Consider the following 19,389-nt stretch of genomic DNA (forward strand, 5'->3'; position numbering starts at 1 on the left):
GCAACCGCACCCCGGGGCCCAGGCGTATTGGCTATGTCCGGCAGGGGAGGTCGCAGGTGCCCGACGTCGACGACTTCGACGAGTTCTACCGGGGGAGCCGGCAACGGCTGCTCGGGTACCTCTATCTGTTGACCGGTGACCTGGCCGAAGCCCAGGACGCCGTCCAGGAGGCGTACATCCGGGCGTGGCAGCGCTGGTCGCGGGTGTCCGGGTACGCCGATCCGGAGGCGTGGGTACGGGTGGTGGCCGCCCGGGTGGCGATCAGCCGCTGGCGCAGCCTGCGCAGCCGGAGCCGGGCGTACCTGCGGCACGGGTTGCCGGCCGACACCCCGGCGCCGGGTACCGAGACGATCGAGGTGGTCGCCGCGCTCCGCCGGCTGCCGGAGGAGCAACGTACCGCGATCGCCCTGTACTACCTGCTCGGCCTGCCGGTGGCCGAGGTGGCCCGGGAGACCGGGGCACCCGTCGGCACCGTGAAGGCCCGGCTGGCCCGTGGCCGGGCGGCGTTGGCCGGCCTGCTGACGGTCGTGGATCTGGAGGAGGCCGCCGATGCCTGAGTTGATGTCCACCCGGGCCGCCCAGCCCGGGTACCGGTCCGATCCGTCGACGGGTCGGTCGGCACGCCCTTCCACCAGCGGTCCGACGGATCTGTCGGCCGGGGTGGGGCCGGAGCTGGCGGACCGGATCGCCGAGGAGGTCGCCACGGTCCGCTGGCTCGCGCCCGAGGAGATCCGCACGCGGGCCCGGCGACGCAATCGGATCAGGTCGCTGGTCGGGACGGTCGCGGTGCTCGTCGTGGTCGCGTCGGGCTCGGTGATGGCCGTCGAGCGGTACGTGCCACGGCCGCTGCCGGCCGGGGAGCAGCCGCTGCTGGCCGGACCGTCGGTTCCGGTGCCGTCGCCGGATCCGGTCGCCATCCCGGCGTCGGCACTGCTGCAACCGGAGGACGTCGGGCCGGGGCTGGTGGTGGAACGGGAGGAGGTGCGGCTGGAGACGGTGGTGGAGGTGGTCGATGCGACCGTGCCGCTGGGCTGCCCCGGGTACGCCCTACGGGACCGCTACGACGGGCTGGCCCGGGTGGTCCGCCGGCACACCGTGCAGCAGCCGCCGACGGTACCCGGTGACCCGCAGAGCGGCGCGCCGGTCGTACACGAACGGGTCTTCCGGCTCCTCCCCGGCGCGGCCCGGCAGGTCTTCGCGGACGCCCGTGCGGTGCCCGACCTCTGCGCCGAATATCGCACCCCCGGGGCGATCGAGGTCGACGGCCGCGGGCTTGCCGTCGACGCGGAGCACCGCTGGCGGGTCCTGGCCGAGGACTTCGCCGGGGACGAGTCGGTGCTGCTGGACTGGCGGACCACGGTCCGCCGGCAGGACAGTGCGGCGGTGGTCGACGGCCCGGCCAGCCGGCTGGTCGGAGTCGTCCGGGTCGGCGACCTGGTGGCCACCGTGGACCGGGTCGACGAGGCGCCGGACCCGAAGCGCGCCGAGGCGTTGACCCGGCGCGCCGCCGTCCGGCTCTGCGAGGCCGCGAACCCGCCCTGTTGAGTCGCCCCGGCCGGGGTCAGAGCGGGATGTTGCCGTGCTTCTTCGCCGGCAGCGTCTCGCGCTTGGTGCGGAGGATCCGCAGCCCCCGCACGATCTGGCTCCTGGTCTCCGCCGGCCGGATCACCGAGTCGACGTAGCCGCGCTCGGCCGCCACATAGGGGTTGGCGAGGGTGTCCTCGTATTCCCGGATCTTCTCGGCCCGGACGGCGGCCGGATCGTCGGCGGCGGCCAGCTCGGCACGGTAAAGGATGTTCACCGCCCCCTGCGCGCCCATCACCGCGATCTGCGCGGTCGGCCAGGCGAAGTTGAGGTCCGCGCCGAGGTGCTTGGAGCCCATCACGTCGTACGCCCCGCCGTACGCCTTCCGGGTGATCACGGTGACCTTCGGAACGGTGGCCTCGGCGTACGCGTAGATCAGCTTGGCGCCCCGCCGGATGATGCCGTCCCACTCCTGGCCGGTACCGGGCAGGAAGCCTGGAACGTCCACAAAGGTGAGTACCGGGATGTTGAACGCGTCGCAGGTGCGGACGAACCGGGCGGCCTTCTCCGAGGCGGCGATGTCCAGGCAGCCGGCGAAGTGCATCGGCTGGTTCGCCACCACCCCGACCGGCCGCCCCTCGACCCGACCGAAGCCGACCACGATGTTCTGCGCGTAGAGTGGCTGTACCTCCAGGAACTCCCCGTCGTCGAGAACGTGCTCGATCACCTGGCGGATGTCGTACGGCTGGTTCGCCGAGTCCGGGATCAGCGTGTCCAGTTCCCGGTCGACGTCGGTGACCTCCAGCTCGGCCGGGGCCTCGAAGACCGGCGCCTCGTCGAGGTTGTTGCTCGGCAGGTACGACAGCAGCGCCCTGACGTAGTCGATCGCGTCGTCCTCGTCGGTGGCCAGGTAGTGCGCGTTGCCGCTGCGGGTGTTGTGGGTACGCGCCCCGCCCAGCTCCTCCATCGCGACGTCCTCACCGGTCACCGTCTTGATCACATCCGGCCCGGTGATGAACATGTGCGAGGTCTGGTCGACCATCACGGTGAAGTCGGTGACCGCCGGGGAGTAGACGGCCCCACCCGCACACGGACCCATCACCAGGGAGATCTGCGGGATCACCCCGGAGGCGCGGACGTTGCGGAAGAAGATCTCGCCGTAGAGGCCGAGGCTGACCACGCCCTCCTGGATCCGGGCGCCGCCGGAGTCGTTGATCCCGATCACCGGGCAGCCGATCTTCATCGCCAGGTCCATCACCTTGACGATCTTCTCGCCGAAGACCTCGCCGAGGGAGCCGCCGAAGACCGTGAAGTCCTGGGCGAAGACGCAGACCTGCCGACCGTCGACGGTGCCGTACCCGGTCACCACGCCGTCGCCGTACGGGCGGGTGCGGTCCAGCCCGAAGTTGGTCGACCGGTGTCGGGCCAGCCCGTCCAGCTCGACGAAGGAACCGGGGTCGAGCAGCAGCTCGATCCGCTCCCGGGCGGTCTTCTTGCCCCGGGCGTGCTGTTTCTCCACCGCCCGGGCCGAACCGGCGTGCACCGCCTCGTCGACCCGGCGGTCCAGGTCCGCGAGGCGGCCGGCGGTGCTGTGGGGGTCGACGTCGGTGGTGCTCGGCTGCCCAGTCACGTTCGCGATCGTAACGACGGCCGGCGCCCCGGCCACCGCCCGGTGGCGGGGCGTGTGCCGCACCACCCGGCCCCGGGACTCGATCTCCGTGCGGGGAGCCCGGCCGGCGACCGGCGGGAGGACCCCGCCGCGACGGTCGGCCCCGCACCGGCGGGCCGGAGCCGTACGCTGGGCTGATGCGGGGATCGCCGTACACCGACCTGGACCGTCCGCCGCTCGACGCGCGGCGGCTCCGGCGGGCCCTGATCACCCCGGAGAGCCTCTGGACCCGGCTGATACTGCACCGCGAGACCGGGTCGACGAACGCCGACGCGGCCGAGGCCGCCCGGGCCGGTGAGCCGGAGGGGCTGGTGGTGGTCGCCGAGCGGCAGACCGCGGGGCGGGGCCGGCGCGGGCGTACCTGGGAGTCGCCGGCCCGGGCCGGGCTCGCGGTCAGCGTGCTGCTCCGGCCCGGGTTGGCCGAGCCCGACCGGGACTGGCCGGCGGTGCCGGCGTCCCGGTACGGCTGGCTGCCCCTGCTCGCCGGTGTCGCCCTGGTGGAGGCGGTGGACCTGCTGGCCGAGCTGGACTCGGCGCTGAAGTGGCCGAACGATCTCCTGCTCTGGGCCGGCCCGCGCAACGGCCGCCCCGCCGAGCGGTCCCCGGACGAGACCGGCCGCCCCGCCGAGCGGTCCCCGGACGAGACCGGCCGCCCCGCCGAGCGGTCCCCGGACGAAACCGGCCGGTTCCCGGACGAGACGGGCCGGTCCCCGGCCGCGGCGGGCGCCGAGGGTCCGTCGACCGATGCGGCCGGTGGCCGGCCGAACGGCGAGGCGAAGGCCGCCGGGATCCTGGCCGAGGGGGTCTCCGCGGCCGGTGCGGCGGACCCGGGGGTGGTGCTCGGGCTGGGCGTGAACGTCACGGTCCGCGCCGACGAGCTGCCGGTCAACCCGACCGGGCTGCCGGCCACCTCGCTGCAACTGGCCGGTGCGGCGGCCACCGACCGGGACCCGCTGCTGCGGGCGCTGCTGCGTGGGATCGACCGCTGGTACGGCCGCTGGCGGACCGCCGGTGGCGACGCGCTCGCCTGCGGCCTGCACGAGGCGTACGTGCGCAACTGCGCCACCCTGGGCCGCGAGGTACGGGTGCTGCTGCCGGCCGGGGACGAACTGGTCGGCACCGCCAGCACGGTCGACCCGGACGGGCAACTGGTGCTCGCCACCGCTGACGGCGAGCGCCGGGTCGCCGCCGGCGACGTCCTGCACCTGCGCTGACGTCCTGCACCTGCGCTGACCACCAGCGCTCACCCGCGACCGGATCGGCGACCGGATCGGCGGCGGGGAATCGATTGCGGGCATCGGCTGCGGAGTCGCCGCGAAGTCGACGACGACCGTCCGACTCGCCGCCGCCTTCGCGGAATCCCGACTGTCGATAAAGAGTCGATACCGGATACCACGGCGGTGGCGCGGAACCGCTACGGTCACCGCGGACATTCGGTTATGGACGAGGAGGATGGGGTGGCTTTCCCTGAGGACGTGCTCACCCAGGACGAGCATGTCGTAACGCACCTGCACCCACACTGGAAGGCGTTGATCCGACCGGTCGTGGTGCTGGTGCTGGCCGTTGCCGCCGTGGTCGCCGGCCTCGTTCTGCTGCCGTCGAGCGGTGCCGGCACGGTGCTCGGTTACGTGATCGCGGCGGTCGCGCTGGTGCTGGTGGTCTGGTTGAGCGTCCGGCCGTACCTGGTCTGGCGGACCACGCACTATCTGTTCACCAACGAGCGGGTGCTGTTGCAGAAGGGCGTCTTCTCCCGCGACCGCCGGGACATCCCGCTCGGCCGGATCAACGACCACTCGATGAACCAGAAGTTTCTCGAACGGCTGCTCGGCTGCGGCACGCTGACCATCGAGTCGGCCGGCGAGCGGGGCCAGTCGGTGCTGGAGGACATCCCGGGCGTGGAGCGGGTGCAGACCATGCTCTACGAACTCGTCGAGGCCAACCACGACAAGCACTCGCTCGGTGACGGCGAGATGCGCGAGATCATGGCCGACATGGCCGAGGGCAAGCCGCTGCGCGAAGAGTCGAACAAGCCGCTGCGCGAAGAGTCGAAGTAACGTCCGGAAGGGCCCCTGGCACCCGAGTCGCCGCGCGCGGCCGGGCAGGGGCCCTTTCGTTCGGGCGCCCGGCCAGGTCAGCCCGGCGGCAGCGGCTCCCGCATGAGGAACCAGCCCCGGAAGCGGGTACGCAGCACCTCGCGGTCCGGTTTGCCCTCCGCGTCCAGCCGGTCCATGCTGGCGGTCAGGGTGACGGTCCCGAAGCCGGGCCGCGCGACCGACGGCTTGCTGCCGAGTACGGTCAGCCGGGTCGCCAGCCGGTCACCGGCGCGTACCGGGGCCAGCCAGCGCAGCTCCTCCAGCCCGGGTGAGGCGTCCCCGGCGGCTCGGGCGAGCACGTGGTCGACGTACGCCCGCATGAAGAGGCTGACCGTGAAGAAGCCGCTGGCGATCAGTCCGCCGTGATGGCTGCGCCGGGCCAACTCCTCGTCGACGTGGTACCACTGCGGGTCGAAGCGCCGGGCGAAGTCGACCATCTCCCGCCCGTCGACGACGGTGATCCCGAGGTCGAAGGAGCGGCCGGGCGTCAGGTCCTCGAAGAACAGTTCGGCGGGCGCGCCGGTACCCGAGCGGCTCACCGCGCCGCTCAGCGGGCTGACGAACGCCGGGGAGCGGCGTTCAGCTCGGCGGCGAGTTCGGTCTCCAGCGCGGCGTCGATGGTCTCGGCGAACTGGACCTCGAGCGGCTGGGCGGAGGCGTCCGGCGTCCCGGCAGCGGTTCGCCGCCCGTTCGCGGCGGGTGTGGCCGCGCGGTCGGGTACCCCGGTCTCCGGACCCGCGCCCTGGCCGCCGCTGGCAACCTGGCCGCCGCTGGCAACCTGGCCGCCGCCGGCAGGCTGGGCGCCGGCAGTGTCGGGCTCGGTCAGCTCGCCGACCGCCTCGGCGAGTTCGGCGACCGGGTCGAGCTCGGCCAGGAAGTCGTCGTCCAGCTCGGCGGTCCGCTTGGAGGCGGTGGTGCCGCCCGCCGCACCGTCCTCGACCGGGACGAACGACCTGTTCGGGGATTTCCGGAAGACAAAGGTGCGGTAGGACCAGAACCGGAAGATGGTGGCCAGCCCGACGCCGACCGTCTTGGCGACGTTGAGCGCCAGCAGGCTGCTGATGCCGAACCCGTACTTGGCCACGGCCAGCACGCCCAGCTCGATGGCCAGCCCGGCGCCGTTGAAGAGGAAGAAGAGGGCGTACTCGCGGCGCATTGCCGACTTCGGCCGGTCCCGGTAGGTCCAGTGCCGATTCATCAGATAGGACGAGACGGTGGCGACGACCGTGGCGATGACATTCGCCTTCAGTTGCCCGTCAGCGAACACGGTGAGCGCCAGGGCGTTGAACACCGCGTAGTTGATGGCGGCGTTCAAACCCCCGACGGCACCGAATTTCAGCACCTCACGCAGGAACTTCTGCCAGCGTTCGGGCAACAGACGGGCGAAACGCATTCGACCACCTTAGGGCAGATCTGGGCGCCGGGTGCGCCGACCGGACGGAGGTGGGTTGCCGGTCACTGCCTCTTGTGACTCTGCGTGATCACATCCGGTGCGTCGGCGGCCGCCGGGCCGACGAAGACGAACCGGCGGTAGGACCAGAACCGGAAGAAGGTGCCGAGCGCGGCGCCGACGAAGTTGGCCGCGATGTTGTCGGCGACCAGCGACTTGAACACGCCCGGCCAGATGCTGCCGAGCCCGTAGTGGCTGATGGCCAGGCAGGCGAGGCCGATGCCCAGGCCGACGGCGTTGAAGAAGAAGTAGAGCGAGTATTCCCGGGCCATGCCGGAGCGTTCCCGGTGCCGCCAGGTCCAGAACCGGTTGCCGACGAAGGCGACGGTCGCGGCGATGACCGTGGAGAACGTCTTCGCGGTGAGGGTCTCCCAGCCGAGGCTCGCGTTGGCGTAGTTGAACAGTACGAAGTCGACCACGAAGGCCACCCCGCCGACCGTGCCGAACTTGCCCAGCTCATGGATCAGGTGACCGAACCGGTCCAGAAGGGTGCGAATCACGCCGCGTCGTGCATCCGGCAGGGAGGGCTGTTCGCCGGTAGCGGTCGAGGACACGGCTTGAGCGTACCGGTTGCCGCTCGTCCGCACGGGCCGCAACCGGCGACTCGCGGCGCCGGACCCCGTCCGGCCCGGCGTGCCGAGCGTGCGGGTCCGGCGAACGGAGGGTCGGATGTGACGTCAGGGTCACCTGGCGTCACTGACCACTGTGAGGATGCCGTGACGCAATGCGGTTGCTCTGAAGGATTTGCGTGAAACTGCGCGTGGGAGCGAGGAAAGAATCGCCTTACCGCAGCCCGGCCGCATCTTGTGCAGTTCTTCACAACCAGTCTCGCTGCCCCGAACGCCGGCTCGGTTTACGCTGACGGAAATCCCAGGCTTTCACAAGGCGACGCGGTCGCCGGTCTGTTCGGCACCGCGCGCCCTGCAATCGGTCAGCGTCGACCAAAGGAGAACTGTCATGGCCGCTCCGGCTACTATCCGGGGTCTCGATCAAGCTCCGACAAGCCATCCGAAACTACTCGCCTGGGTCAAAGAGGTAGCCGAACTCACCAGTCCCGACCAGGTGGTCTGGGTCGACGGCTCGGACGAGGAATGGCGCCGGATCACCGACGAACTGGTCGACGCCGGCACCCTCGTACGCCTCGATCCGGCCCGTAAGCCGAACTCGTTCTGGGGGCGTACCGATCCCGGCGATGTGGCCCGGGCCGAGGACCGCACCTTCATCTGCTCGGTCGACGAGGGCGATGCCGGCCCCACCAACAACTGGATGGCCCCGGCCGAGATGAAGCGCATCATGACCGACCTCTACCGGGGTTCGATGCGCGGACGCACCATGTACGTCATTCCGTTCTGCATGGGTCCGCTGGAGGCGGAACAGCCGATGTTCGGCGTCGAGATCACCGACAGCCCGTACGTCGTGGCGAGCATGCGCATCATGACCCGGATGGGTACGACGGTGCTGGCCGGGATGGGGGAGGACGCGGACTTCGTGCACGCGCTGCACTCGGTCGGTGCACCGCTGGAGCCGGGCCAGTCGGACGTGGCCTGGCCCTGCAACGACACCAAGTACATCTCGCACTTCCCGGAGACCCGGGAGATCTGGTCCTACGGCTCCGGCTACGGCGGCAACTCGCTGCTCGGCAAGAAGTGCTACTCGCTGCGGATCGCCAGCGTGATGGCCCGGGACGAGGGCTGGCTCGCCGAGCACATGCTCATCATGAAGCTGACCTCGCCGGAGGGAACGGTGAAGTACATCGCCGGCGCCTTCCCGTCCGCCTGCGGCAAGACCAACCTGGCGATGCTGGAGCCGACCATTCCGGGCTGGAAGGTCGAGACGATCGGCGACGACATCGCCTGGATGCGGTTCGGCCCGGACGGCCGGCTCTACGCGGTCAACCCCGAGTACGGCCTCTTCGGCGTCGCGCCCGGCACCGGCTGGAAGACCAACGCCAACGCGATGCGCACCATCGACCTGGGGAACTCCATCTTCACCAACGTCGGGCTGACCGACGACGGTGACATCTGGTGGGAGGGGATGAGCGAGCCGCCGGCCCACCTCATCGACTGGAAGGGTCGGGACTGGACCCCGGAGAGCGGCGAACTCTCCTCGCACGCCAACAGCCGGTTCTGCACCCCGCTGCTCCAGTGCCCGATCGTCGCCGACGAGTTCAACGACCCGAACGGCGTACCGATCGACGCGATCCTGTTCGGCGGGCGGCGCAAGGACACCATCCCGCTGGTCACCGAGGCCCGGGACTGGGTGCACGGTGTCTACATGGGAGCGACGCTCTCCTCGGAGACCACCGCCGCCGCCTCCGGCGAGGTCGGCGTGGTCCGCCGGGACCCGATGGCGATGCTGCCGTTCATCGGCTACCACGGCGGGGACTACTTCCGGCACTGGATCGAGATGGGCAAGGGCACCGACGGCGACGAGTCGAAGCTGCCGAAGATCTACTACGTCAACTGGTTCCGCAAGAACGCCGACGGCGACTTCATCTGGCCCGGCTTCGGCGAGAACTCCCGGGTGCTCAAGTGGATCGTCGAGCGGCTGGAGGGCCGGGGCGAGGCGGTCGAGACGCCGATCGGGTTCGTACCGGCCCCGGACGCGCTCGACGTCGACGGGCTGGACATGAGCCCGGAGGACCTGCGGATCGCGACCCGGGTGGACGTCGAGGAGTGGCGCGACGAGCTGCCGATGATCACCGAGTGGTTCGAGAAGTTCGGTGACAAGCTGCCCGGCGTGCTCTGGGCCGAGCTGGACGCGCTGCGGGCCCGACTCGACGACGAGGCGGCCCGGGTCGGCGTGGACCAGCCGCGTTCGGGCCGCTAGGCAACACCCGACCGACCAGCCGTGTTCGGCCCGCCGGGCACGGCCGGCCGACCAGCCGGCCCGGCCCGCTCCGCACTCCCGAGCGGGTGTGCCGGTGGCCCGGGTCGGGCATCATCGACGGCATGACGACGGCCGCCGCGACCGAGGTCCGGCGGCCGTCCGCCGTCCGCGTGCTGACCTGGCTGCTCGCCGCGACCGCGGCGGCCACCGTCGCGGTCGACGCGCTCAACTGGTGGTACGCCGACGAGCGCGGCTTCGGGCTGGCGGTGCGCAGCGGCTGGGCGCTGCTGCGTACCCTCGGCTTCCTGATCCTGATCCGGCACGTCCGGCGGGGCCGGGCCGGTGCCCGCCCGCTCGGGCTGATCCTCGCGGTGACCACCGTCTTCGCGGTCGGCCGGCTGATCGTGCCCCGGGCCGGCGTACCCGCGCTGCCGGGAGTACTCGGCTTCGCCGTACTGGCCGTACTCTGCGTCGCCGTCGTCTGGCTGCTCTACCGGTCGCCGTCGCTGCGGGAGTACCTGGTCCGGCACCCGAGCCGGCTGGTCGTCGACCGGCGGGGCATCTCCTGGCGGGAGGTCACCCCGCGCCGGCCGCCGGTCACCGGCTGGCTGCTCACCGCCCGGGTCGCCGCGTTCACGTACGGGCCGCTGACCCTGGTGCCCTGTCTGGTGGCGGTCGGCACGATTCTCGACGGCCGGCTGCTCGCGGTGCCTACCCTGGTGCTGTGGTTCGGCATCGGCATCGGGGTCAGCTACGCGGTGCTGTTCTGCACCTTCTTCCTGCTCCGGGGCAAGACCTGGGCGAGCGGCCTGCTGGTGCTGGTCAGCGTGGCGGTGGTCGCGGTCGACCTGGCGTTCTGCTGGCTGCTGCTCGGCGTCGACGGCCTGGTCCGGGACGGTGTGCCGCTGGTGGTGGCCGCCGGGCTGACCCTCTACGCGCTGCGCCGGGCGAGCCGGGCGGCCCGGGACGGGGTGCCGGCGGGTTCGCCGGTCGGTGCCGCCCGGCCGGGCTGAGGTGACCGGCGGTGGAGACCGTCGACGTCGCGGTGGTGGGTGCCGGGCCGGCCGGGGCCAGTGCCGCGTTGGCGGCCCGGCGGGCCGGAGCACGGGTACTGCTGCTCGACCGGGCCGACTTCCCCCGGGACAAGGCGTGCGGGGACGGGATCGCCGCACACGCGCTCGACGTACTCGCCGAACTGGGGGTTTCCGACCCGGTGTCCGGCTACCGGCCGGTGCCGGCGCTGCGGCTGGTGGCGCCCGGTGGCGGGAACGTGGCGCGGCGGCTGCCCCGGCCGGCGTACACGGTGCCCCGCCGGGTCTTCGACGCCCGGCTGGTGGCGGCGGCGCTCGCGGCCGGCGCGGAGCTGCGCCGGCACGCGGTCCGGCGGATCGAGCGCTCCGACGGCCTGGTCGTGATCGACGGTACGATCGCCGCCCGCGCCGTGGTCGGTGCCGACGGCGCCGGTTCGGTGGTCCGGCGGGCGCTGGGGCACGGACCGAATCCGGACGGGCACCTGGCGCTGGCCATCCGAGGGTACGCCCCGAACCCCGCCGGCCCCACCGAGCAGCGGATCGTCACCTCGGCCGCGCACTGGCCGGGCTACGCCTGGGCGTTCCCGATCGGGGACGGGCGGGCGAACGTCGGGTACGGCGAGGTGCTGGCCGGCCGTCCGCTGCGCCGGACCGAGCTGCTGGACCGGTTGGCGGCGCTGCTGCCCGAGATCGACCCGTCGACCGTCACCGGGCTGCGGGCGCACCACCTGCCGCTCTCCACCCGCCGGCCGGCGCCGGGCCGGGGCCGGATCGTGCTGGCCGGGGACGCGTTGTCGCTGGTCAACCCGTTCACCGGCGAGGGGATCTTCTACGCGGTCCTCTCCGGTGCGCTGGCCGGGGTGGCCGCCGCCACGGCACCGCACGCCGCCGCCGACCGGTACGCCGCCGCGCTGCGGTCGCGGCTCGGCGCTCACCTGCGGGACAGTTCGGCGGTGGCCTGGCTGGCTCGCCGGGCGCCGGTGGTGGACGGGGTGGTCCGGGCGGCCGAGCGGGACGCCCGGGTCTTCCGGACGCTGGTCGAGCTGGGCCTGGGTGACGGCCGGCTGGACGCCCGGACATTGACCAGGGTCGCCGGCGCGGTGGCCGGTTCGGCCGGGCGGCACTTCCGTCGTCGATTCTGATCGGTACGCTGCAAGGGATGAGTCTGCGCGACCTGATCTACTCGGTGTATGAGCGCCGTCTGACGGCGAAGCTCGCCGGTAAACCCGTGCCGAAGCATGTCGGGGTGATGTGCGACGGCAACCGGCGCTGGGCCAGGGAGATGGGGTACGTCGACCCCAACGACGGGCACCGGGTCGGCGCAGCCAAGATCAAAGATGTCCTGGGCTGGTGTGACCAGGCCGGGATCGGGCACGTCACGCTCTATCTGCTGGCCACCGACAACCTGCGCCGGCCGGCCAGCGAGCTGGACCCGCTCGTGCAGATCATCGAGGACCTGGTGGTCGAGCTGGCCGAGGAGGGCAACCCCTGGCGGCTGCGGATGGTCGGCGCGCTCGACCTGCTGCCGGCGCAGACCGCCATCACGCTCAAGTCGGCGCAGGAGCGCACCCAGGACCGGGTCGGCGGGGCGCAGGTCAACATCGCGGTCGGCTACGGCGGCCGGCGGGAGATCGCCGACGCGGTCCGGTCCCTGCTCTACGAGCACGCGGCGGCCGGCGGCACCATCGAGGAACTCGCCGAGGTGCTCGACGTGGACCACATCGCCGAGCACCTCTACACCCGGGGGCAGCCCGATCCCGACCTGGTGATCCGGACCAGTGGCGAGCAGCGGCTCTCCGGCTTCCTGCTCTGGCAGTCGGCGCACTCCGAGTTCTACTTCTGCGAGCTGAACTGGCCGGACTTCCGGCACGTCGACTTCCTGCGCGCACTGCGCTCGTACGCGAACCGGCAACGCCGCTACGGCGCATAGCCGGCGCCACGCCCGACCAGCGGCGTGGCGCTTCGCGGCGCCGGGTCAGGTGAGCCGGTGCAGGGCCTCGGTGAGGAAGTCGCCGAGCGCCTCCGGCGACTCGATGTTCAGGTCGGCGGCGGTGGAGACCTCGTCGCCGGTCTCCGGGTTGGCCACGGCGACGCAGACGCCGAAGAAGTCTGGATCGGCCGCCTCGCGGGCCCGCAGCGCCGCGAACGCCTTGATGTCCGAGACGTCGTCACCGAAATACCAGGCGCAGCCGGCGTCCCGGACCGCCTCGTCGATCACCATTCCCTTGTCCCGGTCGACCGGCGGCTTCAACTCCAGCACCATCCGGCCGACCTGCACCCGCAGGCCCAGCCGGTCGGCCTGGTCCCGCCCCCAGCGCTCGACCTGCTCGGCCAGGTGCGGGGCGGTGCGGTAGTGCAGGGCGACGGAGAGCCGCTTGTATTCCACCAGCGTGCCCTCGGGCAGCTCGGCCCGGGCCTGGTCGGCGAGTTCGGCCATGGTGGGCACGAAGGGCAGCGCCGCCTCCACGGTGACGGTCTCGCCCGAGGCGTGCAGGTGCTCCAGCCCGTAGAGGCCGTAGAGGTCGACGCCGGGAGCACCGGCGAACCGCTCGCGGAGGAACTCCACCGGCCGGGCCGAGACGATCGCCACCCGCTGCACCACCTCGGTGAGCGCGGTGATCGCGGCCAGCGCCTTCGGGGCCGGCTCGACGGTGGTCGGATCGTCCCGGACCGGGGCGAGAGTCCCGTCGAAGTCGAAGAAGAGGACACAACGCCCGGCCCGCTCGGCGGTCGCCCGCCACGCCTGCTCGGCGGTCAGAGGAGGGGTCGGGGGTTCGCCCCCGGTGTTGATCGGCCGCACGGGCGTCAGCGTACCCCGGCGGGTTGCCACCGCAGACGTCGAAGCGAAAACGTCTCACTCGTCGAGGCGGCAACCTCGATCGTCGGTGGCAACCCGTCGACGGTACCGGTGTGGATCCGCCGGTGGCTGGCACGGCAACCTGCCGGCGGTGCTGCGGCGATCTCCCCTTGTCGCCGCGGTCGGCTCGCGCGTCTCCCGCCCGGGGTCGACCCTCGGTGCGGTCGGGCGTCGTGTCGCCGCCCGGCCGACCCTCAGTCGTCGCCGCCGAGCATCGCCCGGCGGCCGTGCATTCGGGGCCCGATCGGCACCACAGCCGAGTCCTGGTTGCGGCTCAGCAGGTAGCCCTCGACGAACCCGGTGTTGTGGTCCCCGGTGTTGCGGTCGAGCTCGTTCAGTCGGGCGATCAGGAACTCGGTGAGTGCGGTGATCCGGGCGTTGAGCCGCTCGTGGAGATCGGCGATGACGGCCAGCACGATGGCGGTACCGGTGGCGGTGATGGCGAGCACGTTCACGAGGAACGGCACCGGGTCGCCGCCGTGCACCGTTCCGACCACCACGTTCGCGGTCACGCACAAGGTCAGGGAGACCGCCGCGACAACGACAGCCATCCACTTCAGGGTCATGGCTGACCCTCCTTCTGTCCCGCAGGGCTGAATTCGGCCTTGTCCCGTCCCCCCGCCGACGACGAGCCCAAGCAGTACGAAGAGGGACGTTAGCGCGACTGATTGATTCCTGGAGCTGATTGGTTGGGACTCATGCGCGAAGTTGCGCCATCTGAGTAACTACCCGGCTTGCTTTCGCCCTTTTCGGACTTCCAGCGGCAGAGGCGGGCGATACGCCAGATAGCGGATGGTCTCTCGAATGTGGAACTTCTCCGCGTCCGAGACGTTAGGGTCGACCAGCCGGCGCAGCAGCGCCTCGACGTCCGGGTCCATCGGCGGGGCGCTCGGCGCCGGGCGGGACGGGGTGGCCCGGTCCCAGCCGAGCACTCCGAACGCGACACTCGGATCCAGCCCCAGGCCCTCGCAGAACGCGACCACCCGGGCGGCCTCGGGGTCACTGGCCCACTCGCCGCGTACCCAACGGTTGATGGTCTGGCGGGACACACCGGTGCGCCGGGAGACCTCGGTGCCGGTCCAGGCGCGGGTGGTGCGGGCGTCGTCGAGTGCCTTGCGTACGAAGGCAGCGAACGCGATCTTCCGTCCGTGGGCGCGGTCCGGCACCCGGTGACGGTACGGCCAGCCGCCCGCCTCCGGGGGGACTGCGGCGAGCCTGTACTGCGTGCGTGACAACGGCTCACTTTTCCGGCGCGCGGTGCTCTTGCTTGTGTCGAGGGGTATCACGTGGCAACAATAGGTGTACGTAGGTGTGGGGGTAATCAGACGAAAAGCTGATACTGTCACGCGTACGATACGCCCTACCGTTTGTCTCGTGCATGAGACGTTTCGTGCTCGCGAGGGTGACACCCTCGCGACTGGAGGAGTCCGGTGACCGAACTAGCAACCCGGGCCCAGGCATTCGGTCTGATCGCCGACGGCGTCGCCGCCGGTCTCAGTGCGCCATGGCGGCTCTACCTGGCACGCGGCTGCCGCTACCTCTCGCTCAACGTCGGTGACCGTGCCGAGTGGAACTCCTGGCGTACCCACCTCGGCTGCCCCGAGCTGAGCGTCCGGGTGTACGACGCCGGTGGCGAGATCCGCCGCGCCTCGGTCGCCGAGGTCGTGCTGGACGGCTGCCGGATCAGTGTCGAACTGGTCGAGGAGGTGAGCACGGAGGATCTCGACCGGCTGCTCATCACCGATCCCACCTCCCTCGACCCGACTCCCTCCGACCCGGAGGAGAAGTGACCCGGCCGACGACCGTCCGGTCGGGTGTGGAACTGAAGGACAGCGACGAGCGGAGCGAGGAGATCGGGTGAGCGAGAGTTACCAGCGAACCGGCCGGCTCAGGCCCCGGACTTCCGGCGTCGGCGGGCGACCTGGCGTCGGCGAGCGGTGCGAGGAGACACGGTGAGTCCGTTCTTCGTGGTCTTCCTCCTGCTCCTGCTCGTCTCGGCCAGCTACGCGGCCGGGCGGCTGCACGGCCAGCTCAGCTACCGGCTCGGTTACCGGTTCGGTTACCGGCAGGGATATTTCGACGGGGACCGGGGGGCCTGGAACCGTCGACGCAGGGAGGCGCAGGCGGCCATCGCCTCGGTGTTGGCGGTGCCATCACCCACCACACCGCACATCGCCCACACCGTCGTAGGTCAGGGAACGACGTATACGGGCGCCTCTTTCGCGGGGACCGCGACCAACGGCGGACGGCACTCCACCGACGCCCTCGCCGTCAGGAACGCCTGACCGGCGGCGCGGTGGGGTGAGCGGTCACCCGCGAGCGCGGTGCGCAGGTCCGTGAGGATCCGCACCGTCGGGATCACGTCAGACCGGTGACGGTGATCCCACCGGCCGGGATGCGCGCAGGGGGCATGCATCCCGGCCGGTCCGCCGCCCGGTGTCGTGCGATGTCGCACAGCCGCCCGCCCTAGCCCAAGCTGGCATCCCCCGGTTAGCGTCTACGCATGGCACGGGGTCGTCCCGAGCCAGCCGGCCGGCCCGGACTCTGCGACTGCACGTGCCACGGGGCCCGCATCCGACCCCGTGTCTCCGGGCACCGGACGAGGCGGAACGCGGGTGGACGGGTGCACACCCGCCGGAGCAGGCCTGTGACGAATCGCCGTACCACCCCTCGGGCCGACGAGCAGAACCCGGCCGCCACCAAGACCCCGGCCCGGGCCAGGAGCGGACGCCGTACCCGGACGACCGAACCGGCGACCAGTGCGGAGCCCGCACCAGGACCCCGGGCGTACGTCCTGGACACCTCGGTACTGCTCTCCGATCCCGGCGCCTTCCACCGGTTCGCCGAACACGAGGTGGTGGTGCCACTCGTGGTCATCTCGGAGTTGGAGGGGAAGCGCCACCACCCGGAACTGGGCTGGTTCGCCCGGCAGTCGCTGCGGATGCTCGACGAGCTGCGGGTGAAGCACGGCCGGCTGGACCAGCCGGTACCGGCGAACGACTCGGGCGGCACGCTGCGGGTGGAGCTGAACCACGCCGACGACGGCGTACTGCCGCCGGGGTTCCGTACCGAGTCCAACGACACCCGGATCCTGTCGGTCGCGCTCAACCTGGCCGCCGAGGGGCAACCGGTCACGCTGGTCAGCAAGGACATGCCGCTGCGGGTCAAGGCGGCGTCGGTGGGACTGACCGCCGACGAGTACCGGCACGGCCAGGCCAGCGATCCGACCTGGACCGGCATGGCCGAGCTGGCGTTGGCCGAGGAGCAGGTCAACCAGCTCTACGAGGGCGCGGCGCTGGACGTGGACGCCGCCGCCGGGCTGCCCACGCACACCGGCCTGGTGCTGCACTCGCCGCGCGGCTCGGCGCTGGGCCGGGTACTGCCGGACAAGACCGTACGCCTGGTCCGGGGTGACCGGGAGGCGTTCGGCCTGCGCGGCCGCTCGGCCGAGCAGCGGGTCGCGCTCGAACTGCTGCTGGACGAGTCGATCGGCATCGTCTCGCTCGGCGGCCGGGCCGGCACCGGCAAGTCCGCGCTGGCGCTCTGCGCCGGCCTGGAGGCGGTGATGGAGCGGCGCCGGCACAAGAAGGTCATCGTCTTCCGCCCGCTCTACGCCGTCGGCGGCCAGGAACTCGGCTACCTGCCCGGCTCGGAGGCGGAGAAGATGTCGCCCTGGGCCCAGGCGGTCTTCGACACCCTCGGCGCGGTGGTGCACGAGAACGTGATGGAAGAGGTGCTGGCCCGGGGGATGCTGGAGGTCCTGCCGCTGACCCACATCCGGGGGCGGAGCCTGCACGACGCCTTCGTCATCGTCGACGAGGCGCAGTCGCTGGAGCGCGGCGTGCTGCTCACCGTGTTGTCCCGGGTGGGTCAGGGCTCCCGGGTGGTGCTCACCCACGACGTCGCGCAGCGGGACAACCTGCGGGTCGGTCGGCACGACGGTGTGACGGCGGTGATCGAGGCGCTGAAGGGGCATCCGATCTTCGCCCACGTCACCCTGAACCGGTCCGAGCGGTCCCCGATCGCCGAGGTGGTCACCGACCTGCTGGAGGACATCCCGTTGTAGCCGGGCGACCGATCGGCGGGCGAGGCTGCGTGGGGTTTGTCCTAGTTTATGCCGAAAAACGGCGTGACCCAGTTCACAAATTCCGCCTCTCATTTCCCAACCGCCTCACCTTGCGCAATCGTGTCCTTCGAGCGCCCACGTCCCGGGGGCATCGCTGGAGATCAGTTCTCCTCGCGGGGCGGAGGCACCGACGGACAGCGGTCGGTCGGGGTCGCGGCCCACCGGGTCGGGGCGCTCGCGGCGTGACCAGCGGGCCTTTCGCCTCCGGTGCGCCGCGACCCTGATCCCGACGAGAGGACCACTTTGTGAGTCGGCTGTCGAGCCGGTTCGCTGTCCGGGGAGTCGCGGTCGCCCTGCTTGTGGGGGGCGTCGGCGGCGGTTACTACCTCGGCGAAGACCGGGAAGCACAGCAACACAACATCGAGGCCGAGTCGGCGTTCGACGCGCAGCAGGCCGAGTGGGACCTGCTCCGCGAGCGGCACGCGGCGCACATCCGAGCCACCGCCGAGCAGCGAGCCGCCGAGGCGGAGGCCGCCCGCAAGGCGGCCGAGGTCGCCAAGGCGGCGGCGGAGCGGGCCAAGAAGGCGGAGCAGGCCGCGAGCCGTAAGCGCGAACGCGAGAAGCAGGAGAAGAAGGAGGCGGAGGAGGCCACGAAGCCCTACACCGGGCCGATCCCCGCCTCGTGCAACGAATACAGCGGTAACCGCAAGATCGGCTGTGCTCTCCTGCTCGAAGAGGGCTTCAAGCTCGCCGAGATGCCCTGTCTCGACAAGCTCTGGAAGAAGGAGAGCGGCTGGAACCACAAGGCCGAGAACAGGTCGTCCGGCGCGTACGGCATCCCGCAGGCGCTGCCCGGCAGCAAGATGGCCTCGGCCGGCAGCGACTGGAAGACCAGCCCGGCGACCCAGATCGAGTGGGGGTTGGGCTACATCAAGGGCCGCTACGGCACGCCCTGTGACGCCTGGGCACACTCCCAGGACGTCGGCTGGTACTGAGCGCGACGCGAGAGGGCGGGGGTCCGGACCGATCGGTCCGCACCCCCGCCCTTCCCGTCCGGTGGCCGAGCGGCCTGAGATCCCGACGACAGCGCGCCGAGGTTCGCACGGGCTCTTCCGACCCCTCGACGTGCTCCGCTGGCGGTCGGCCCGGGAAGCTGATAGCAACTTGAGGGTGACGTTCGACCCGATGTCCCGCGGCAACGACCCGAACCGGTTCGGCACCGAAGCGTTCTACGCGGCGCTCGGCCGGGCCTTCGTCGCGATGTGCGCCGTGGTGCCGGTGCTCTTCGTGATCGAGGCGCTCGACGTCTGGCTGAACGCCGGATTCGACACCACCGCCGGGATCATGCCCCGGAACATCGCCGGGCTCGACGGGATCTTCTTCGGGCCGTTCCTGCACCACGGCTTCGACCACCTCTACAGCAACAGCGTGCCGCTGATCCTGCTCGGTACCTTCGTACTCGCCACCGGGGCGCGGCGGTTCCTCTACTCCACGCTCCTGATCATGTTCGTCAGCGGGATCGGCGTGTGGATCACCGGATCGCCCTCGTCGATCGTGGTCGGGGCCAGCGGCGTGGTCTTCGGCTACCTCGGCCTGCTCTTCATGCGGGGGATCGTCGAGCGGAGCTGGTGGAACTTCGGCGTCGTGCTGCTGGTCGGACTGCTCTACGGCTGGCAACTGCTCGGGGTGCTGCCCACCGACGAACCGATCTCCTGGCAGGGGCACCTCTTCGGGCTGCTCGGCGGGCTGGTGGCCGCGATCGTCTTCCGGCGGCGCCGGCCCCGCGACGACGACCCGTACCGGTCGGAGTCGACCATGACGCTGCCCTGACGCTGCGTACACCCTCGGGTGGGACGGCTATTGCTTCGAT

The 19,389-nt window shown here is 71.4% G+C and carries 19 protein-coding genes and 1 pseudogene; 13 read left to right on the forward strand and 7 right to left on the reverse strand.

Annotated elements, in window-relative coordinates:
* The first annotated feature begins 56 nt into the window (after positions 1-56).
* Complete coding sequence (locus C6361_RS35240) at positions 57-557, forward strand: SigE family RNA polymerase sigma factor (RefSeq protein ID WP_107270473.1); 501 nt, start codon at positions 57-59, stop codon at positions 555-557.
* Positions 550-1,545 carry a hypothetical protein gene (locus tag C6361_RS35245; protein WP_159079633.1) on the forward strand — a complete coding sequence of 332 codons (996 nt, stop codon included), beginning with the start codon at positions 550-552 and terminating at the stop codon, positions 1,543-1,545. The genes C6361_RS35240 and C6361_RS35245 overlap by 8 nt, the downstream gene beginning before the upstream one ends.
* 16 nt (positions 1,546-1,561) lie before the next feature.
* Here C6361_RS35245 and C6361_RS35250 read toward each other — a convergent pair whose 3' ends face one another.
* Positions 1,562-3,154, reverse strand: a complete 1,593-nt coding sequence (locus C6361_RS35250) for an acyl-CoA carboxylase subunit beta (RefSeq protein ID WP_107271381.1) — start codon at positions 3,152-3,154, stop codon at positions 1,562-1,564.
* A gap of 176 nt (positions 3,155-3,330) precedes the next feature.
* Between C6361_RS35250 and C6361_RS39380 the strand changes: the two genes are divergently transcribed.
* The gene (locus C6361_RS39380; RefSeq protein WP_107270475.1) at positions 3,331-4,407 is read left to right on the forward strand and encodes a biotin--[acetyl-CoA-carboxylase] ligase; all 1,077 of its coding nucleotides are present in this window, start codon (positions 3,331-3,333) and stop codon (positions 4,405-4,407) included.
* Positions 4,408-4,650: 243 nt separating this feature from the next.
* Entirely contained in the window at positions 4,651-5,247 is a 597-nt protein-coding gene (locus C6361_RS35260; RefSeq protein WP_107263806.1) for a PH domain-containing protein, read from the forward strand.
* Positions 5,248-5,324: 77 nt separating this feature from the next.
* Here C6361_RS35260 and C6361_RS35265 read toward each other — a convergent pair whose 3' ends face one another.
* The 3 genes and pseudogenes from C6361_RS35265 to C6361_RS35275 all read right to left on the reverse strand — a co-directional run bounded on the left by C6361_RS35265 (position 5,325) and on the right by C6361_RS35275 (position 7,236).
* Positions 5,325-5,825: a MaoC/PaaZ C-terminal domain-containing protein gene (locus C6361_RS35265; RefSeq protein WP_199853164.1), complete on the reverse strand. Its 501-nt coding sequence runs from the start codon at positions 5,823-5,825 to the stop codon at positions 5,325-5,327.
* Positions 5,826-6,249: 424 nt separating this feature from the next.
* A pseudogene (locus tag C6361_RS35270) lies at positions 6,250-6,679 on the reverse strand (GtrA family protein); the annotation flags it as partial.
* A 62-nt stretch (positions 6,680-6,741) separates the two neighbouring features.
* Positions 6,742-7,236, reverse strand: a complete 495-nt coding sequence (locus C6361_RS35275) for a GtrA family protein (protein ID WP_234359195.1) — start codon at positions 7,234-7,236, stop codon at positions 6,742-6,744.
* Between the two features lie 457 nt (positions 7,237-7,693).
* Here C6361_RS35275 and C6361_RS35280 point away from each other — a divergent pair, with 457 nt between their 5' ends.
* From C6361_RS35280 to C6361_RS35295, 4 genes are all read left to right on the forward strand, one after another.
* Entirely contained in the window at positions 7,694-9,565 is a 1,872-nt protein-coding gene (locus tag C6361_RS35280) for a phosphoenolpyruvate carboxykinase (GTP) (protein WP_107257816.1), read from the forward strand.
* Between the two features lie 122 nt (positions 9,566-9,687).
* Positions 9,688-10,578, forward strand: a complete 891-nt coding sequence (locus tag C6361_RS35285) for a hypothetical protein (protein ID WP_107271382.1) — start codon at positions 9,688-9,690, stop codon at positions 10,576-10,578.
* Positions 10,579-10,589: 11 nt separating this feature from the next.
* A complete protein-coding gene (locus C6361_RS35290) occupies positions 10,590-11,738 on the forward strand; it encodes a geranylgeranyl reductase family protein (RefSeq protein WP_107270477.1) in 1,149 nt (382 codons plus the stop codon).
* 17 nt (positions 11,739-11,755) lie between these two features.
* On the forward strand, positions 11,756-12,526 hold the full coding sequence (locus C6361_RS35295) for an isoprenyl transferase (RefSeq protein WP_107257818.1): 771 nt from the start codon (positions 11,756-11,758) through the stop codon (positions 12,524-12,526).
* 45 nt (positions 12,527-12,571) lie between these two features.
* Here C6361_RS35295 and otsB read toward each other — a convergent pair whose 3' ends face one another.
* The 3 genes from otsB to C6361_RS35310 form a co-directional block, all read right to left on the reverse strand.
* Complete coding sequence (gene otsB, locus C6361_RS35300; protein ID WP_107257819.1) at positions 12,572-13,396, reverse strand: trehalose-phosphatase; 825 nt, start codon at positions 13,394-13,396, stop codon at positions 12,572-12,574.
* 251 nt (positions 13,397-13,647) lie between these two features.
* A complete protein-coding gene (locus C6361_RS35305; protein ID WP_107257820.1) occupies positions 13,648-14,019 on the reverse strand; it encodes a hypothetical protein in 372 nt (123 codons plus the stop codon).
* Positions 14,020-14,178: 159 nt separating this feature from the next.
* A complete protein-coding gene (locus C6361_RS35310; protein WP_107257821.1) occupies positions 14,179-14,619 on the reverse strand; it encodes a helix-turn-helix transcriptional regulator in 441 nt (146 codons plus the stop codon).
* A 264-nt stretch (positions 14,620-14,883) separates the two neighbouring features.
* Here C6361_RS35310 and C6361_RS35315 point away from each other — a divergent pair, with 264 nt between their 5' ends.
* The 5 genes from C6361_RS35315 to C6361_RS35335 all read left to right on the forward strand — a co-directional run bounded on the left by C6361_RS35315 (position 14,884) and on the right by C6361_RS35335 (position 19,349).
* Positions 14,884-15,243 carry a hypothetical protein gene (locus C6361_RS35315; protein WP_107270478.1) on the forward strand — a complete coding sequence of 120 codons (360 nt, stop codon included), beginning with the start codon at positions 14,884-14,886 and terminating at the stop codon, positions 15,241-15,243.
* 162 nt (positions 15,244-15,405) lie between these two features.
* A complete protein-coding gene (locus C6361_RS35320) occupies positions 15,406-15,738 on the forward strand; it encodes a hypothetical protein (RefSeq protein ID WP_107257823.1) in 333 nt (110 codons plus the stop codon).
* Between the two features lie 362 nt (positions 15,739-16,100).
* Positions 16,101-17,519 (forward strand): PhoH family protein, encoded by a 1,419-nt coding sequence (locus tag C6361_RS35325; protein ID WP_107270479.1) that lies wholly within the window; start codon positions 16,101-16,103, stop codon positions 17,517-17,519.
* Positions 17,520-17,824: 305 nt separating this feature from the next.
* Positions 17,825-18,514, forward strand: coding sequence for a lytic transglycosylase domain-containing protein (locus C6361_RS35330; RefSeq protein ID WP_107257825.1), 690 nt, complete (start codon positions 17,825-17,827; stop codon positions 18,512-18,514).
* Positions 18,515-18,704: 190 nt separating this feature from the next.
* Positions 18,705-19,349: a rhomboid family intramembrane serine protease gene (locus tag C6361_RS35335; protein WP_107263809.1), complete on the forward strand. Its 645-nt coding sequence runs from the start codon at positions 18,705-18,707 to the stop codon at positions 19,347-19,349.
* The last annotated feature ends 40 nt before the right edge of the window (positions 19,350-19,389 follow it).

Origin of the sequence: Plantactinospora sp. BC1, from assembly GCF_003030345.1 — a bacterium.
GTDB lineage: Bacteria > Actinomycetota > Actinomycetes > Mycobacteriales > Micromonosporaceae > Plantactinospora.

Bases quoted from the DNA above. Each gene is read 5' to 3' on its own strand.
- C6361_RS35285 (WP_107271382.1), top strand. From the start codon at position 9,688: ATGACGACGGCCGCCGCGACCGAGGTCCGGCGGCCGTCCGCCGTCCGC.
- C6361_RS39380 (WP_107270475.1), top strand. From the start codon at position 3,331: ATGCGGGGATCGCCGTACACCGACCTGGACCGTCCGCCGCTCGACGCG.
- C6361_RS35280 (WP_107257816.1), top strand. From the start codon at position 7,694: ATGGCCGCTCCGGCTACTATCCGGGGTCTCGATCAAGCTCCGACAAGC.
- C6361_RS35335 (WP_107263809.1), top strand. From the start codon at position 18,705: ATGTCCCGCGGCAACGACCCGAACCGGTTCGGCACCGAAGCGTTCTAC.
- C6361_RS35295 (WP_107257818.1), top strand. From the start codon at position 11,756: ATGAGTCTGCGCGACCTGATCTACTCGGTGTATGAGCGCCGTCTGACG.
- C6361_RS35305 (WP_107257820.1), bottom strand. From the start codon at position 14,019: ATGACCCTGAAGTGGATGGCTGTCGTTGTCGCGGCGGTCTCCCTGACC.
- C6361_RS35245 (WP_159079633.1), top strand. From the start codon at position 550: ATGCCTGAGTTGATGTCCACCCGGGCCGCCCAGCCCGGGTACCGGTCC.